Origin of the sequence: Vibrio japonicus (assembly GCF_024582835.1) — a bacterium.
Classification (GTDB): domain Bacteria; phylum Pseudomonadota; class Gammaproteobacteria; order Enterobacterales; family Vibrionaceae; genus Vibrio; species Vibrio japonicus.
In genome coordinates, this window is record NZ_CP102096.1 from 234,821 (window position 1) to 250,340 (window position 15,520).

Consider the following 15,520-nt stretch of genomic DNA (forward strand, 5'->3'; position numbering starts at 1 on the left):
GTAAGGTTATTTCACTGGTACCAAAGGTAAAGTGATCACGACGCATAAACCACCTAGAGCACTTCGCTTGGCGACAATCGTACCGCTGTGCTGACGAATCGAACTTTCAGTGATGGTCATGCCAAGTCCAGTTCCGCCACTATGGCGATCTCGTGCGGTTGAAACGCGATAGAACGGTCGGAAGATCGCTTCCAATTCCTCTTCGGGGACGCCGTCACCATTGTCGTCAACCGTGATATTAAGTTGGTTTCCTTGTTCAGTCATCGTGACTTCGATGACATCCTCGCCGTAATAAATTGCATTGCGTACAATGTTATCCACCGCACTCATCAGTAAATTAGGGTTGCCCGAAATCGAACGATTTGGAATATCGCTGTAACTGAGCTTTTTCTTCATCTGTTCGGCTTCAAATTGGGCATCCGAGAGAATCGCTTCCCACAGGCTAGAGATAGGTTGTTCCTCACGCGTCACATGGCTGTTGGCCTGCATGCGTGACAATTCGAGTAGCTCGCCAATCATTTGTTCAAGTCGCTGAGCTTCGGTATCTATTCGGCTAAGTTCAGGACTTTCTCCTTGTTTGCGTGTTGCTAGGGCGGTGGCCATTCTTAAGCGCGTAAGTGGGGAGCGCAGCTCGTGAGAAATATCTGAGAGTAAGCGTTGTTGACCTGAGACCATTTGATTGATGGCTTCCACCATCTGGTTAAAGCTCGCCCCAGCTTGCCTGAACTCTGAAGTGCCTTTTTCGAGTTCGGGATCCACAACAAACTCACCATTGGCAACACGCTGAGCTGCTCGTTCTAATTTACGGGCAGGCTGGCTCAGTGCCCAAGCCAACCAAAGAAGCAATGGGGTACTGACTACCATTACCGCCAGCAATAGTTGAAACGGCCGGTCAAACATTCTTAATAAAAAGGGCGGTGGTTCGTTCCACTTAAACCCCACGTACACCAGCAAGTTTTGATTGGCGAGTGTAATGGGTAGAGGGCCCGCCACCAAATAATGTCCGTAAAGTTTTTGCTTGGGGTGCTCGGGGCTTTCAATAGTAGTGATAAAGTTTTGTAGGGCTTTCAGTTTGAAATCTTTTGGACTGCGGGTTGTCAGAATGCTGCCTTCCAGGTCGGTCAAGAAGTAACGTGGTCTGCCATCTCGAGGAGAGCGATTTCCACCTTCCAACTCAAAGATGATGCGTCCCAAGTCTGAGGTGTTTTTGTAGCGCTGTTCGATGTCGTGTTTCACCTCCAGCATACGTTGGAAATGTTCGCTTGGGATATCATGTGCTTTACGCGGGTCAAGGTGGGGAAGGGCGAGCACCGCCAGTAACACCAAAAACATGGTGAACCAGAAAATAGCAAAAATACGGCCATAGAGGCTGCTGAACTTAGGAAGACGCATCAGCCCTCCTCAACCAAAAGATACCCTCGACCTCGGAGCGTTTTTATACGCGGCTTGCCATCTTCTCTTTCGGGCAATTTTTTACGAAGGTTTGAGACATGCATATCTATGGCTCGGTCAAAAGCAGCCAGTCGTTTCCCCAGCACATCCATGCTCAATTCATCTTTCGTCAGTGTTTCGCCCGGATGTTGGACAAAATGATTGAGCAGAGCAAATTCTGTGGTGGTGAGTTCGAGTAATTGGTCATTGCAGTAAGCTTCTAATTTGCCCGGGAACACTTTTAGATCTTGATACTGAACGCAATCACTATGTTTTACATGGTTGTTGGACTGCGTTCTGCGTAAGATTGCGCGGATACGAGCAAGCAGCTCTCGGTCACTAAATGGTTTAGGTAAGTAGTCATCTGCGCCCAGTTCTAAGCCAATCACTCGATCAATCTCTTCGCCTTTTGCTGTCAGCATGAGTACGGGGGTTTCCCAGTGCTCACGAAGTCGTTTGAGGGTTTCCATTCCGTTGAGCTTTGGCATCATGACGTCGAGTAAGATTAAATCTATTTCGCTGGTTAATGCGGCAAGTCCAGCTTCTCCATCATTGGCTTCAGACACAGTAAACCCCTCATAAGAGAGTACCTCTTTGAGCAGGCTGGTAAGTTCGGTATCGTCATCAATTAAAAGTATGTGTGCCATGAAAATGTCTCTGTTTGCTTCTATACCTTTATAGTACTGGGAAACTTGAGTGATATTTAGCGTAAATTTTACTCTTTACGTTCATTTACGCTTCCTAAACGCCACTTTACGCACTGAGTTGTAATCTATAGTTAAGCGCTGTGAAGACAGCTCCACTCCATCACTAAATTTGAAGGGTACGATTATGAAAACTGCAAAGAAACTGGTATTGGCTGCTGTTGTTCTTCCATTAACACTGGGTGCTGCAAGTGTGTTTGCCTACGGTGGTAAAAATCATCACAAAGGTCCACAGGATGAATGCGGATTAGGGTTTGAGCGCGGCATGATGGGTCAATTGGACCTTACCGAAGAGCAGCAAGGAAAACTGAATGAGATGCGCAAATCAGGCAAAGATAAATGGAAAGGCGACTTTGAAGCTAAGCGCGCAGAGATGCAGGCGCACCGAGCTAAAGTGCATGCATTGATTCTTGCGGACAACTTTGACAAAGCCGCTGCTAACGAACTTGCGAAGGAAATGGTTGAGCAGCAAACAGAGCGAAAAGTACAGATGATGGAAAGACACCATCAGATGCTCAGTATCCTGACACCAGAACAGAAAGCGAAATTTACCGAACTGCAAAACGAGCGTGCAGGTCAGTGTGCCGACCGAATGCAAAAACGTATGAACGCTGATAAATAAGTCAGTGTCAGAGGATAAAAAGGCGACGTAACAGTCGCCTTTCTTGTTTCATTTTTATTCAATCTTTGAGAGGTTATACTTAAAGAGTTCGAAATAACTAGAATTGCTTTATGAAACAAGAATATGCTCGTTTAGTGACAATGGCTGCATGGACCGCGACGATAGTAGCGACGCTTTTATTGGTGGTGAAAGTGGGTGCGTGGTGGGTAACTGGTTCAGTTAGCTTATTGGCGTCCCTTATTGACTCCATGCTTGATATTGCCGCGTCTTTGGTCAATCTGGTGGTCATCCGCTACGCCTTACAACCCGCCGATCGTGAACATACTTTTGGCCACGGCAAAGCCGAATCTCTTGCCGCATTAGCGCAGGCGATGTTTATTTCTGGCTCGGCGGTATTTCTTATCTTAAATGGTGTTGAACGATTCTTCCGCCCGCATGCCCTTCAATCACCGGAATATGGTGTGTACGTGAGCTTATTCGCTATTGTGGTGACGTTTGGTTTGGTCAGGTTTCAGAAATATGTTGTAAAGAAAACAGGCAGCCAAGCGATAGCCGCGGATTCGTTACATTATGAATCTGACCTCTACATGAATGCGGCAATTATGCTTGCCTTGGGGCTCAGTTGGTTTGGCATTGGTCAAGCAGATGCGGTATTCGCGATTGGTATCGGCGGTTACATTCTTTACAGCGCGTTCAAAATGATCACGGAAGCCACTCAGACATTGTTGGATAGAAAGTTACCGGATGAAGAGCTAAAGCAAATCAGAGAATGCTGTTTGTCAGTCGAAGGTGTCTTGGGGGTTCATCAACTGCGCACACGAATGTCAGGTCCGACGCGATTTATTCAGCTCCACTTAGAGCTTGAAGATCAAATGCCACTTCTAGAAGCACATCACATATCTGATCTTGTTGAAGAGAGTTTACTCGAACGCTTTCCCGGAGCCGATGTTCTTATCCACCAGGATCCATATTCGGTTGTTGTTGGCCCTGAAAGAGTACAAAAGTCTCAAGGTTGGTAAAAAGAGGCAAGAGCTGAGAGTGCGACAAAGAGACATCTATCGACTATCTTTTCATCGTTACAAATTTTTACTGTGATCCTGACATGTATCAAATTAGTTAAATTGCAAAACTGTAATACTCTTACATAAGTAGAAAAGTTACGTAATTAGCTGCAAATAAAAGTAGTATTCCTGATTGGGAAAGGTAACATAATGTGCAGTTGATAGAATTTTGTCAGGGGCTTTTTGTAAGCCTCCAACGTAAAAATTGAAATAAGATTTCCAAAAATCGAGGGTGAGCATGATTAAGAAGATCGGTGTTTTGACAAGTGGCGGTGACGCACCAGGCATGAACGCGGCACTGCGCGGCGTGGTTCGTACTGCTCTATCGGAAGGTTTAGAAGTATACGGTGTTAAAGATGGATACTTAGGCCTATACGAAAACCGTATCGAAAAGCTTGATCGTTCAAGCGTATCAGACGTGATCAATAAAGGTGGTACTTTCTTAGGTTCTGCGCGTTTCCCACAATTTAGAGACGAAGCCGTTCGTGAGAAGGCGATTGAAAACCTAAAAGCACACGGTATTGACGCACTCGTTGTTGTTGGTGGTGATGGCTCTTACATGGGCGCTAAGAAGCTGACAGAAATGGGTTATCCATGTATCGGCTTACCAGGCACGATCGATAATGATATCGCAGGTACGGATTACACGATTGGTTATCTAACCGCGCTGAATACCGTGATTGATGCGATTGACCGCCTACGTGATACTTCTTCATCACACCAACGTATCTCAATAGTTGAAATCATGGGCCGCCATTGTGGTGACTTGACTCTAATGTCTGCCATCGCTGGTGGATGTGAGTACATTATTACGCCAGAAACGGGTCTTGATAAAGAGAAGCTTGTAAGCAACATCAAAGACGGCATCAAGAAAGGTAAGAAACATGCGATCATCGCGCTTACTGAGCTAATGATGGATGCGAATGAGCTTGCTAAAGAGATTGAAGCTGCAACTGGCCGCGAAACTCGTGCAACGGTACTTGGTCACATCCAGCGTGGTGGTCGTCCTACTGCATTTGACCGTGTTCTTGCTTCTCGTATGGGTAACTACGCCGTACACCTACTTATGGAAGGTCATGGTGGTCGTTGTGTTGGTATCCAGAGAGAGCAACTGGTTCATCACGACATCATCGATGCGATTGAAAACATGAAGCGTCCAGTTCGTCACGATCTATACAAAGTGGCGGAAGAGTTGTTTTAACAACGAATCAATTGAATCAAGTGATAAAAAACCACCTAAAACTAGGTGGTTTTTTCATATTTAAACACTGATTTTTTGAGGTTCAGTAAGCGTGGGTTCAATTTTTTCTGCTGGTTGGTAAGTTTCCGCAGATTTTCGCGATGGTAGCTTTCGGCTTTGAAACTTTTGATGTACGCCACGTCGCAGTGCTTTAACTCGGTTTTCAGCGCGGTCAACACCTAACAGCACGCCCAGTGCTAAAACAGTAATCACGACAGATTGCTGCAAGTAGCCCAAACCAATCATCAGACCTAGGGCTGCGAGTACCCAAATAACAGCGGCCGATGTTACACCATGGATTTTTCCATCTTGTGTCATCATCACCCCTGCGCCTAAAAAGCCAACGCCAGTAATAATCTGTCCAAGAACTCTAGCTTGATCTAGAGTATTGGGCGACAGTGACACAGCCATCGACATGAACAGGTATGTTCCACATATGATTAAGATGGATGTCCGAATACCGACAGGTTTGCCTCGGGTTTGTCGTTCGACACCAATTAAAATACCGTTGATCGCGCAGCATAGAAGGGCTGGCCAACTAAAGGGGCCAAGGTCGAGAATTTGTTCGATAGGTAGTTGCATGTTGACCTCCAAAACGCGGGAGTATGCCGTTTATAGAAACTGCTATCGAACAAAATTTTTTTATCGTGATGATTATTCCAGGTGCAAATCTAAAGGTGTTTTACTGCTTCGGCCGCCAATTTCGCGCGTAAGTTTTGGTACTAGGTATCCAGACACTTTCTCTATCACTCCGGCCATAATGCTTTTCGCTTCTTCGTCCGAGATAAAGAAGTGTGCAGCGCCTTGTACTTTATCAAGCACGTGCATGTAGTACGGAAGAATACCCGCATCAAATAGCGCTTCGCTCAACGCCACTTGCGCGTCTACACTGTTGTTGACGCCTTTTAGAATAACCCCTTGGTTAAGCAGAGTGACCCCGGCTCTTTTTAGTTTGTACAGCGAATCGGATAGCGCTTGGTTTATTTCTTGGGCATGGTTTATGTGAGTGACAAAAATGACTTGTAAGCGAGTGCCTTCCAAAATTGAAGTTAACTGTTCGGTGACTCGCGCAGGGATTACGACAGGCAGACGTGAGTGAACCCTCAGTCGTTTGATATGAGGGATATCGGCAATATGATCAATGAGCCATTGTAGCTCATCATCTTTCGCCATTAAGGGATCGCCACCGGAAAGGATGACTTCATTCAGTTCTGGATGTTGAGAAATGTAGTCAAGACTCTGTTGCCAAACGGATTTGTTGCCTTTGTTTTCTTGATAAGGGAAATGACGACGAAAACAGTAGCGACAGTTAATGGCACACCCACCCTTTACAATCATCAGGGCCCGATTGCGATACTTGTGCAATAAGCCGGGAATGGCGTTATTTTGCTCCTCTAAAGGATCGTTTGAATACCCTTGGTATACTTCGAACTCTTCCGATAATGGTAGAACCTGACGCAATAGAGGATCAAAAGGATTGCCTTTTTCCATTCTATCGACAAAACTTTGCGGCACACGCTGCGCAAAAAGCTTCCTCGCTTCAAACCCGCTTTGCCAAGGTTTGGGATCTATTTCTAGCTGCTCCAGCAGTTTTAAAGGATCTGAGATCCCATTCGCTAGCTGTTTGAGCCAGTTTTGCTCAACAGAATCGACATTTCGGGTTATTATGTGCGGCATTAATTTAAACTCGAAGAATGGTAAGAGGAAAAAATGGCTACTGTTAGCACGAATGAATTCAAAGGCGGTCTTAAAATTATGCTTGATAATGAGCCTTGTGTCATTCTCGAAAACGAGTATGTAAAACCAGGTAAAGGTCAGGCGTTCAACCGCGTTAAAATCCGTAAGTTGCTTTCAGGTAAAGTTCTAGAAAAAACATTCAAGTCTGGCGACACGATGGAAGTTGCTGACGTAATGGATATGGATCTAGATTACCTATACAACGACGGTGAATTCTACCACTTCATGAACAGCGAGACATTTGAGCAAATCGCAGCAGATCTGAAAGCGGTAGGCGATAGCGCGAAATGGTTAGTAGAAAACGACACGTGTATGTTGACTCTATGGAACGGCAACCCGATTGTTGTTACTCCACCAAACTTCGTAGAGCTAGAAGTAACAGATACAGATCCTGGCCTGAAAGGCGACACGCAGGGTACTGGCGGTAAACCAGCGACTCTATCTACTGGTGCGGTAGTTCGTGTTCCTCTATTCATCTCTATCGGTGAAGTGATCAAGGTTGACACTCGCTCTGGTGAATACGTTGGTCGTGTGAAATAAGCACAATTTGCCAAAACTCATAAAGAGGTCACTTCGGTGGCCTTTTTTTGTTTTTCAGTCTGCTGTTTGATGTGCCACAATTCTTAATTCGTGCTTTGTGATTAAACTGATGACTATGAAACAGTCTTTACGTATCTGGCTTGATGCCGCGAGACCAAAAACCCTTCCTTTGGCTTTGGTCTCCATATTAACGGGCAGCGTGCTTGCCTACTCTACACACCAGTTTTCATTTGCTGTGACTGTGCTCGCTTTCTTGACGGCGACCTTATTGCAAATCCTCTCCAATTTAGCCAATGATTATGGTGATGCAGTTAAAGGCACAGACAACGAAAATAGATTGGGGCCAATTCGTGCCATCCAGTCTGGTAGTGTGTCACTTCGTGATATGAAGCAGGCCATTATTATCAATGTGCTGCTCACTCTGGTGTCTGGTCTCACCTTGGTATTCTATGCACTCGACAGTCTGACAAGTATCTTGGCATTTATTGGCTTAGGTGTGCTCGCCATTGTGGCTGCAATCGCCTACACAGTAGGTAATAAGCCTTATGGGTATGTTGGGCTTGGGGATATTTCGGTTTTCATTTTCTTTGGTCTTCTTGGCGTGGCAGGTACATATTTCTTGCATACAGGTATCGTTGCCCCGTTGTTGACGCTACCTGCTGTAGGGTGCGGCTTATTGGCTGTCGCTGTCCTCAATATCAACAATATGCGAGATATTGAAAACGACAAAGTGTGCGGCAAAAAGACGGTTGCAGTTCGACTGGGGCAGAAAAAAGCGAAGCAGTATCATTCGATGTTGCTCGTTGGAGCCCTGATGGCGTTTTTGGTGTATCTAATATTGCAACCAGGACCGTGGTGGATTTGCTTGCCTTTTGTCTTGAGTATGTATGTCGTTTACAAGCATGGAAGGGCCGTTTGGTTGGCCGAGCAACCCGCGCAGATAGCACCAATGATGCCAGTCGTCGTAAAATGTTCGCTTGTCACCAATATTTTATTTGCTGGAGTGGTTATAGCTCAAACTCTGGTGAGTTGATATAGCTTTGTCATTGCAATGACTTAATGTCCCTATATACTCGATGGAGATGATGAACACTACGGGAAGGAACTCGATGGAATACAATACGTCTGCCTTATGTGACATTTACTCTGAACAAGTCGATGTTGTTGAGCCTATGTTCAGTAACTTTGGTGGTAGCGCTTCTTTTGCCGGAAAACTGACAACCTTAAAGTGTTTTGAAGACAACGGTCTCATTCGAGAAGTGTTGGAGCAAGATGGTTTAGGGAGAGTATTGTTAGTCGATGGCGGTGGCTCTCTTCGTCGCGCTTTGATTGATGCTGAGTTGGCATCTCTGGCTGAAGAAAACGAATGGGAAGGCATTGTTGTTTATGGATGTGTCCGCGAAGTCGATGAACTGGAAGATATGAGCATTGGTATTCAGGCTTTGGCCTCTATTCCTGTTGGCGCTGCGTCACAAGGCATCGGTGAAGTGGATATTCCAGTGAACTTTGGTGGTGTAACCTTCCTTCCTGAAGATTATTTATACGCCGATAATACTGGCGTGATTTTGTCTCAAGAACCTCTCGATGTGGTTCTTGAAGTTGAAGAAGATGAAATCAGCCCTGACTAAATAAGTTTATAAAAACACCGGTATTTGCCGGTGTTTTTGCATCTACTTTGTATCTACGTTGCATTTATGCCTGACAAGACCGAGGAGAGAGGTACTCTTTTCGGAGCTTTAGTGCGTATAGATAACCTAAAATCCCGCCGACAATGTTTCCCAAGGCGATGCCAATAAACAACCCTTCAATGTCGTAAACTAGGCTTCCAATCCAAGCGCCTGGTAGTGTGAAAAAGAACAATCTCATAAAGCTCCACTGAAACGCTCTTAACGGTTGATGCAATGCATTTAAGCCAGCAATCAACATCATGACAATCCCTTGAAAACCATAGCTGAACGGTACAACGAGTAGGTAGTGCCACAATAGGTTTTTAACTTCTTGCTCTTGTGAGAAGAGAGCGGCAAGCGGGATGCTGAGCGGCACCATCATGATGAAAATGCCAAACTGAAAGACTACCGAAAATCGAATGCTCAGGAAAAGCCCGGCAAAGCTGCGTGCAGGGTTATTCGCCCCAACATTCTGAGCAATAAACGGGGTTAAAGCCGAGGTGAGAGACATCAGCACCAAGATCAGAATCGATTCTATACGCTGCGCTGCGCCATAAGTAGCTACAGCAGCGGTGCCATGGCTAGACAACATCATCATCAAAATCGCACCCGAGATGGGATTCATCGCATTAGATAGTGCGGCAGGTGTTCCTATTTTTAGAATGAGTTTCCAATCAGAAAGCACTCTCGGAAGATAGGGGAGGGCGAGTAATTTTTCTCTCTTGATGAGCACATACAAAGAGCAGACTAAAGCGCCTAACCAACTTAATGCGCTAGCAATGGCCGCACCTTGAATACCTAGCTCGGGAAAAGGTCCGATACCAAAGATAAGTAATGGGTCAAGTATGCCGTTAATACATCCTGCCAGCATCATGATTTTAGCGGGTGTTTTTGTATCACCAGTGGCGCGAATTGCGCTATTGCCCGCCATTGGGATGACTAAAAGAGGAATGGTGAAGTACCAGATTTGCATGTATTGATTGATCAGAGGTAATAACTCTTCTTCTGCTCCTAACAGTAAAAAGAGTGGATCAATCGTAGCGAAACCTATCGCGCAGGCAATGGCAACCAGTGTTACCGCAAGAATTAGGCCGTGGCTAGAAAATCGTGCAGCATCTTGCGCTTCTCCCTGCCCCAGCAAGCGGCCTATGTTCGTGGATAAGCCTATACCAATGCCCATTGTGATGCAGTTGACGGTGAATGTGACAGGGAAGGTATAACTGATGGCCGCGAGAGCTTGTGTTCCGAGCAGAGAAATAAAGAAGGTATCCACTAGGTTAAACATCAAAATAGCAACCAGACCGAATATCATCGGCACGGTCATTTGACGCAATACTAAGGGAATAGAACCAGTTAGTAGGCCATGCTTATCCTTCATCGTGAATAACTACTCTAGCGGAGGAAAAACGTAGCATACTTGATTAGCCAAGCAGATACAAAAAAGGCCAGCGTTGGGCTGACCTTGAGGAAAATGTTTTAAAATTAAGCTTTCGCTTTTGCTGCTGCTTTAGCGATAGCAACAAAGCTTTTCGCATCTAGAGATGCACCGCCAACTAGAGCACCATCGATATCAGGCTGCGCAAAGTAAGCTTCAGCGTTTTCTGGTTTAACAGAGCCGCCGTACTGGATGATCACTTGCTCAGCGACTGCTGCGTCTTTCGCTGCGATCATTGCACGGATAGACGCGTGAATGCGTTGAGCATCTTCAGCTGTTGCTGCTTTACCAGTACCGATAGCCCAGATTGGTTCGTAAGCGATGATTGCATCGTTTAGCGCTTCAACACCGTAAGCGTCGATTACAGCGTTGATTTGACGTGCACATACAGCCTCAGTTTCGCCTGCTTCGTTTTGCGCTTCAGACTCACCGATACAGAAAACAGGCTTCAGGCCATTTTCTTTAAGGAATGCGAATTTCTTAGCAACAAACTCGTCAGACTCGTTGTGGTATTCACGGCGCTCAGAGTGGCCGATGATGATGTGAGTTGCACCGAAGTCTTTTAGCATTTCAGGAGACATATCACCTGTGAATGCACCGCTGTTATTTAGGTCAGTGTTTTGTGCACCTAAGATTACCTTGTTACCGCCTTCTGCGATGACACGCTCAGCCAAGTCAAGGTATAGAGCTGGTGGAGCAACGGCTACATCAACACCTTCAACGCCTTCAAGTTCAGCGTTAATTCCAGCTAGCAGCTCTTTAACCATTGCTTTGCTGCCATTAAGTTTCCAGTTACCCATCACTACAGGACGACGCATAGGAATATCTCCCTTATTTCTAATGTAAAAAGTGTATGAATGTAATAAATCTTCGTAGGAATATAACAGATTAAATTAGCCAGATCATGACTAGTATCATATCTAGACAGGATCTTACCTATTGGGTGAGGTTGGCTTATATCATAAACACGATAAGCTTAGCCCAGTTCAGTGATCTCATAGGCAGAATAGCGGTAATAGGCTCGGAAAGCAGTGTGGAAATTGTTAATACTGAGACAGCGGATAATTGAAACAATGTAACGACTTACTCAAGGATGACTATGCCGAATCTAGTAATGGAATACTCTAATTCAGTGGATGAACGTGTCAATGTTCAGGGCCTACTGGAAGACTTGCACAAAGTGGTGCTTCACAGTGGTTTGTTTGATGTTGGCTCGGTGAAATCTAGGGCACTTCGCTGTAATGATTGGTTAATTGGAGAAGAGGGCGACAGTGTGGATTTTATCCATATCAGTTTTGAGCTTTTGGATGGTCGAACACAAGAACAAAAAAGGGAGTTGTCTCGGCAGTTAATGGCGGAGCTTCAGGAACAAGCCAGTCATATACGCAGCTTGACTGTTAATATTCGTGACATGGACAAAGAATGCTTCCAGAAAGTTCTAAACTAATAAGACTCTGATTTTTAGCGTTAGGAAGTGGTATGTCTATTAAAGAACTGTTGTTTTCATTTCAAGGTAGGGTTAATCGGAAGACTTACTGGATATGGAACATCATTTATTATGCTCTGATTGTAGGTTTCGCAACGGGTATCAACGCACTTTTTCCAACATACGCACATGTGATACTTCCCATTTTTTTGATCGTGATTTTGATCCCCGATCTCGCGATTACTGCAAAGCGATGGCATGACAGAAACAAAACCAGTTGGTGGCTATTGCTCAATGTGCCGTTATTGATTGGAAGAATGACAGTTCCTATGGGCGATCCAAGCATGGCAGATCAAACGACCAATCTTCAATTATTCAGTTCGCTTGCAGCGTTAATTTGTGGGACTTGGATTTTAGTTGAGTGTGGTTTCTTGAAAGGAACGAAAGGGGATAATCAATTTGGCCCAGAGCCTAAGTGAAACAACCCAAAGTAGGGTAAAAGCCTGTTTCTTATCAACAGGCTAGCCTAATCTCAATCTCACCGATTACTTTCTTAGCAATATCTCTTCTACTTTATGATCTGAGCCTTTTTTAAGAATCAACTGAGCTCGGCCTTTGGTAGGTAATATGTTTTGATGGAGGTTTATTCCATTTATTGTCTGCCAAATGTCGTGAGCTTTCTCAATCGCTTCTTTCTCATTTAGCTGTGTATAGTGGCTAAAGTATGAACCTGGCCTAGTAAAAGCCCCCTGACGAAACTTCAGAAAACGCTCCACATACCAACTTTCGATTACCTCACTATTGGCATCAACATAGAGTGAAAAATCCAAAAAATCAGAAACAAATACGCGATGAGGATCGTGAGGGTAATCCATGCCACTTTGCAGCACGTTGAGACCTTCAATAATAAGAACGTCAGGACGATCAACCTCTTTGATTTCGTCAGTAATATCGTAAGTAATGTGAGAGTAAACTGGTACTTTTAAGTTTGGCTTACCTGCTTTTACGTCCGAAACAAACTCGACTAAACGCTTAATGTCATAGGATTCCGGAAAGCCTTTTCGACGCATGATGCCGCGTTCACTAAGGACTTGCTTAGGGTATAAGAAGCCATCTGTCGTCACTAGCTCGACCTTTGGGTGGTTTTCCCAGCGAGAGAGTAGCGCTTTAAGAAGACGTGCTGTCGTACTTTTACCCACAGCGACACTACCGGCTATCCCGATAATAAACGGTGGGGCACTTTCTTGATTATTGAGAAAATTATTCAAGACCGTGTTACGGCTCTGTCTTGCGACTACATAGAGATTGAGTAAGCGTGCGAGAGGTAGGTATATCTCTTCCACTTCTTCCATGGTTAGGCTCTCGTTGACCCCTTGAAGCTCGGTCAGATCCTCTTCGGACAATGTCATAGGCACAGAATTTCGTAGCTCTGACCACTGCTGACGAGTAAAAGAGAGAAAAGGTGTCATAGTCTTCCTAACCATTTTTTTAGAGAGAAGCTGCGAAAATACAACAACAAGCGGCGAATGCAAATGACAAGCTCGAGTTAAAGTCGTTTTTATTGATTAAATTGTGTGAATTTTCATCAAATAAACGAAAAGTTAATAAAAAGGCGTTTTTTTTGGATTTTACTCTTGCAAGCCAGAAAATCATTCAATAGAATGCGCACCACTTATGCCGACTTAGCTCAGTAGGTAGAGCAACTGACTTGTAATCAGTAGGTCACCAGTTCGATTCCGGTAGTCGGCACCATTCTTTCCTTTAGTAGCTAGAATGGCTTAAAAATTTGGAGGGGTTCCCGAGTGGCCAAAGGGAGCAGACTGTAAATCTGCCGGCACTGCCTTCGATGGTTCGAATCCGTCCCCCTCCACCATATTCTTTAGGAAATAGCTCACAGAGTTACGTGTTGCGGGCATCGTATAATGGCTATTACCTCAGCCTTCCAAGCTGATGATGCGGGTTCGATTCCCGCTGCCCGCTCCACTCATTTAGAGTGCTGATATAGCTCAGGTGGTAGAGCGCATCCTTGGTAAGGATGAGGTCGGCAGTTCGAGTCTGCCTATCAGCACCAGCTCTCAAGCGAAGATTTCCTTTTGATACTTTCTTCTAACTAAACTACGTTTAGTGTTTGAAAGATAAGTTTAACACCAATACTTTTGGTTGCGTGGCTATCAAAGCCACCTAAATCCGTACCTAGAGGGACAACTTATGTCTAAAGCAAAATTTGAACGTGTAAAACCGCACGTAAACGTTGGTACTATCGGCCACGTTGACCACGGTAAAACAACTCTAACAGCAGCTATCTGTACTACTCTTGCTAAAGTATACGGTGGTGAAGCGAAAGACTTCGCATCTATCGATAACGCTCCAGAAGAGCGTGAGCGCGGTATCACAATCTCTACTTCTCACGTAGAGTACGACACTCCAACTCGCCACTACGCACACGTAGACTGCCCAGGACACGCTGACTATGTTAAAAACATGATCACTGGTGCTGCGCAAATGGACGGTGGTATCCTAGTTGTTGCTGCAACAGATGGCCCAATGCCTCAAACTCGTGAGCACATCCTACTAGGCCGTCAGGTTGGTATCCCATACATCATCGTATTCATGAACAAATGTGACATGGTTGACGATGAAGAGCTACTAGAACTAGTAGAAATGGAAGTTCGTGAACTTCTTTCTGAATACGACTTCCCAGGTGATGACCTACCAGTTATCCAAGGTTCTGCACTAGGCGCACTAAACGGCGAAGAGCAGTGGGAAGCTAAGATCGTAGAACTAGCAGAAGCACTAGACAACTACATCCCAGAGCCAGAGCGTGCAGTAGACATGCCGTTCCTAATGCCAATCGAAGACGTATTCTCAATCCAAGGTCGTGGTACAGTAGTAACTGGTCGTATCGAGCGTGGTATCCTAAACGTAGGTGACGAAGTTGCTATCGTAGGTATCAAAGAGACTACTACTACAACATGTACTGGTGTTGAAATGTTCCGTAAGCTTCTAGACGAAGGCCGTGCAGGTGAGAACGTTGGTGCACTTCTACGTGGTACTAAGCGTGACGAAGTTGAACGTGGTCAAGTACTAGCTAAGCCTGGTTCAATCACTCCACATACTAAGTTCGAGTCAGAAGTATACGTACTGTCTAAAGATGAAGGTGGTCGTCACACTCCATTCTTCAAAGGCTACCGTCCACAGTTCTACTTCCGTACAACTGACGTAACTGGTAACATCGAGCTACCAGAAGGCGTAGAAATGGTAATGCCAGGCGACAACATCAAGATGACTGTTGAGCTAATCGCACCAATCGCGATGGATGAAGGTCTACGTTTCGCGATCCGTGAAGGCGGCCGTACAGTAGGTGCTGGTGTTGTTGCTAAGATCTTCGATTAATTCTTAGAATTACTAGAAGAGTTCTGAAAAATCTTTGAATAAGATTTGACGAGACACTAGCAAAAAGGGCATCATTTGATGCCCTTTTTCTGCACTAAATATAATGTTTGCTGGTTTGTTAGACAAGTGAGCATTAAAGCAGGATTTTTTGGTTGAGGACGGGCGTCTCAATCAATAAAAGAGTACGACAGTCAGTTTTTGGCTGCCGTTTATGGATTTGCCCTGCAACAGCGGGGTTGTTGTCGTCTATATTAAGACTTGTGA

16 protein-coding genes and 4 tRNA genes are annotated in these 15,520 nt (G+C 45.0%); 13 read left to right on the plus strand and 7 right to left on the minus strand.

Features of this window, described 5'->3' with window-relative positions:
- Positions 1 to 6 precede the first annotated feature (6 nt).
- Positions 7 to 1,392, minus strand: a complete 1,386-nt coding sequence (cpxA, locus tag NP165_RS01135) for an envelope stress sensor histidine kinase CpxA (protein ID WP_257084542.1) — start codon at positions 1,390 to 1,392, stop codon at positions 7 to 9.
- A complete protein-coding gene (locus tag NP165_RS01140; protein ID WP_257084543.1) occupies positions 1,392 to 2,078 on the minus strand; it encodes a response regulator in 687 nt (228 codons plus the stop codon). Before NP165_RS01140 ends, cpxA begins: the two co-directional genes overlap by 1 nt.
- Positions 2,079 to 2,262: 184 nt before the next feature.
- Between NP165_RS01140 and NP165_RS01145 the strand changes: the two genes are divergently transcribed.
- The 3 genes from NP165_RS01145 to pfkA all read left to right on the plus strand — a co-directional run bounded on the left by NP165_RS01145 (position 2,263) and on the right by pfkA (position 5,019).
- On the plus strand, positions 2,263 to 2,757 hold the full coding sequence (locus NP165_RS01145; RefSeq protein ID WP_257084544.1) for a CpxP family protein: 495 nt from the start codon (positions 2,263 to 2,265) through the stop codon (positions 2,755 to 2,757).
- A 110-nt stretch (positions 2,758 to 2,867) separates the two neighbouring features.
- Entirely contained in the window at positions 2,868 to 3,776 is a 909-nt protein-coding gene (gene fieF, locus NP165_RS01150; RefSeq protein WP_257084545.1) for a CDF family cation-efflux transporter FieF, read from the plus strand.
- Between the two features lie 280 nt (positions 3,777 to 4,056).
- The gene (pfkA, locus tag NP165_RS01155) at positions 4,057 to 5,019 is read left to right on the plus strand and encodes a 6-phosphofructokinase (RefSeq protein ID WP_257084546.1); all 963 of its coding nucleotides are present in this window, start codon (positions 4,057 to 4,059) and stop codon (positions 5,017 to 5,019) included.
- Between the two features lie 60 nt (positions 5,020 to 5,079).
- Here pfkA and NP165_RS01160 read toward each other — a convergent pair whose 3' ends face one another.
- Together NP165_RS01160 and epmB are read right to left on the minus strand one after the other, a co-directional pair.
- Positions 5,080 to 5,640 (minus strand): MgtC/SapB family protein, encoded by a 561-nt coding sequence (locus NP165_RS01160; protein WP_257084547.1) that lies wholly within the window; start codon positions 5,638 to 5,640, stop codon positions 5,080 to 5,082.
- A 72-nt stretch (positions 5,641 to 5,712) separates the two neighbouring features.
- Positions 5,713 to 6,735, minus strand: a complete 1,023-nt coding sequence (gene epmB, locus NP165_RS01165; RefSeq protein WP_257084548.1) for an EF-P beta-lysylation protein EpmB — start codon at positions 6,733 to 6,735, stop codon at positions 5,713 to 5,715.
- A 33-nt stretch (positions 6,736 to 6,768) separates the two neighbouring features.
- Here epmB and efp point away from each other — a divergent pair, with 33 nt between their 5' ends.
- The 3 genes from efp (at position 6,769) to rraA (ending at position 8,963) form a co-directional block, all read left to right on the plus strand.
- The gene (efp, locus tag NP165_RS01170) at positions 6,769 to 7,335 is read left to right on the plus strand and encodes an elongation factor P (RefSeq protein ID WP_257084549.1); all 567 of its coding nucleotides are present in this window, start codon (positions 6,769 to 6,771) and stop codon (positions 7,333 to 7,335) included.
- A gap of 115 nt (positions 7,336 to 7,450) precedes the next feature.
- Positions 7,451 to 8,368 carry a 1,4-dihydroxy-2-naphthoate polyprenyltransferase gene (locus tag NP165_RS01175; RefSeq protein ID WP_257085527.1) on the plus strand — a complete coding sequence of 306 codons (918 nt, stop codon included), beginning with the start codon at positions 7,451 to 7,453 and terminating at the stop codon, positions 8,366 to 8,368.
- Positions 8,369 to 8,444: 76 nt separating this feature from the next.
- Positions 8,445 to 8,963 (plus strand): ribonuclease E activity regulator RraA, encoded by a 519-nt coding sequence (gene rraA / locus NP165_RS01180; protein WP_257084550.1) that lies wholly within the window; start codon positions 8,445 to 8,447, stop codon positions 8,961 to 8,963.
- Positions 8,964 to 9,027: 64 nt separating this feature from the next.
- On the opposite strand, the gene NP165_RS01185 is transcribed toward rraA, so the two are convergent.
- Together NP165_RS01185 and tpiA are read right to left on the minus strand one after the other, a co-directional pair.
- On the minus strand, positions 9,028 to 10,380 hold the full coding sequence (locus tag NP165_RS01185; protein WP_257084551.1) for an MATE family efflux transporter: 1,353 nt from the start codon (positions 10,378 to 10,380) through the stop codon (positions 9,028 to 9,030).
- A 104-nt stretch (positions 10,381 to 10,484) separates the two neighbouring features.
- Positions 10,485 to 11,255, minus strand: coding sequence for a triose-phosphate isomerase (gene tpiA, locus NP165_RS01190; RefSeq protein WP_257084552.1), 771 nt, complete (start codon positions 11,253 to 11,255; stop codon positions 10,485 to 10,487).
- A gap of 281 nt (positions 11,256 to 11,536) precedes the next feature.
- Between tpiA and NP165_RS01195 the strand changes: the two genes are divergently transcribed.
- Complete coding sequence (locus NP165_RS01195; protein WP_257084553.1) at positions 11,537 to 11,884, plus strand: 5-carboxymethyl-2-hydroxymuconate Delta-isomerase; 348 nt, start codon at positions 11,537 to 11,539, stop codon at positions 11,882 to 11,884.
- Between the two features lie 32 nt (positions 11,885 to 11,916).
- Positions 11,917 to 12,342 (plus strand): DUF805 domain-containing protein, encoded by a 426-nt coding sequence (locus NP165_RS01200; protein WP_257084554.1) that lies wholly within the window; start codon positions 11,917 to 11,919, stop codon positions 12,340 to 12,342.
- A 66-nt stretch (positions 12,343 to 12,408) separates the two neighbouring features.
- On the opposite strand, the gene coaA is transcribed toward NP165_RS01200, so the two are convergent.
- Positions 12,409 to 13,332: a type I pantothenate kinase gene (gene coaA / locus NP165_RS01205; RefSeq protein ID WP_257084555.1), complete on the minus strand. Its 924-nt coding sequence runs from the start codon at positions 13,330 to 13,332 to the stop codon at positions 12,409 to 12,411.
- 207 nt (positions 13,333 to 13,539) lie between these two features.
- Here coaA and NP165_RS01210 point away from each other — a divergent pair.
- The 5 genes from NP165_RS01210 (at position 13,540) to tuf (ending at position 15,256) form a co-directional block, all read left to right on the plus strand.
- A tRNA-Thr gene (locus tag NP165_RS01210) sits at positions 13,540 to 13,615 on the plus strand.
- Positions 13,616 to 13,651: 36 nt separating this feature from the next.
- Positions 13,652 to 13,736, plus strand: a tRNA-Tyr gene (locus NP165_RS01215).
- 35 nt (positions 13,737 to 13,771) lie between these two features.
- Positions 13,772 to 13,846, plus strand: a tRNA-Gly gene (locus tag NP165_RS01220).
- A gap of 12 nt (positions 13,847 to 13,858) precedes the next feature.
- Positions 13,859 to 13,934, plus strand: a tRNA-Thr gene (locus NP165_RS01225).
- A 137-nt stretch (positions 13,935 to 14,071) separates the two neighbouring features.
- Positions 14,072 to 15,256, plus strand: a complete 1,185-nt coding sequence (tuf, locus tag NP165_RS01230) for an elongation factor Tu (protein ID WP_257084556.1) — start codon at positions 14,072 to 14,074, stop codon at positions 15,254 to 15,256.
- The last annotated feature ends 264 nt before the right edge of the window (positions 15,257 to 15,520 follow it).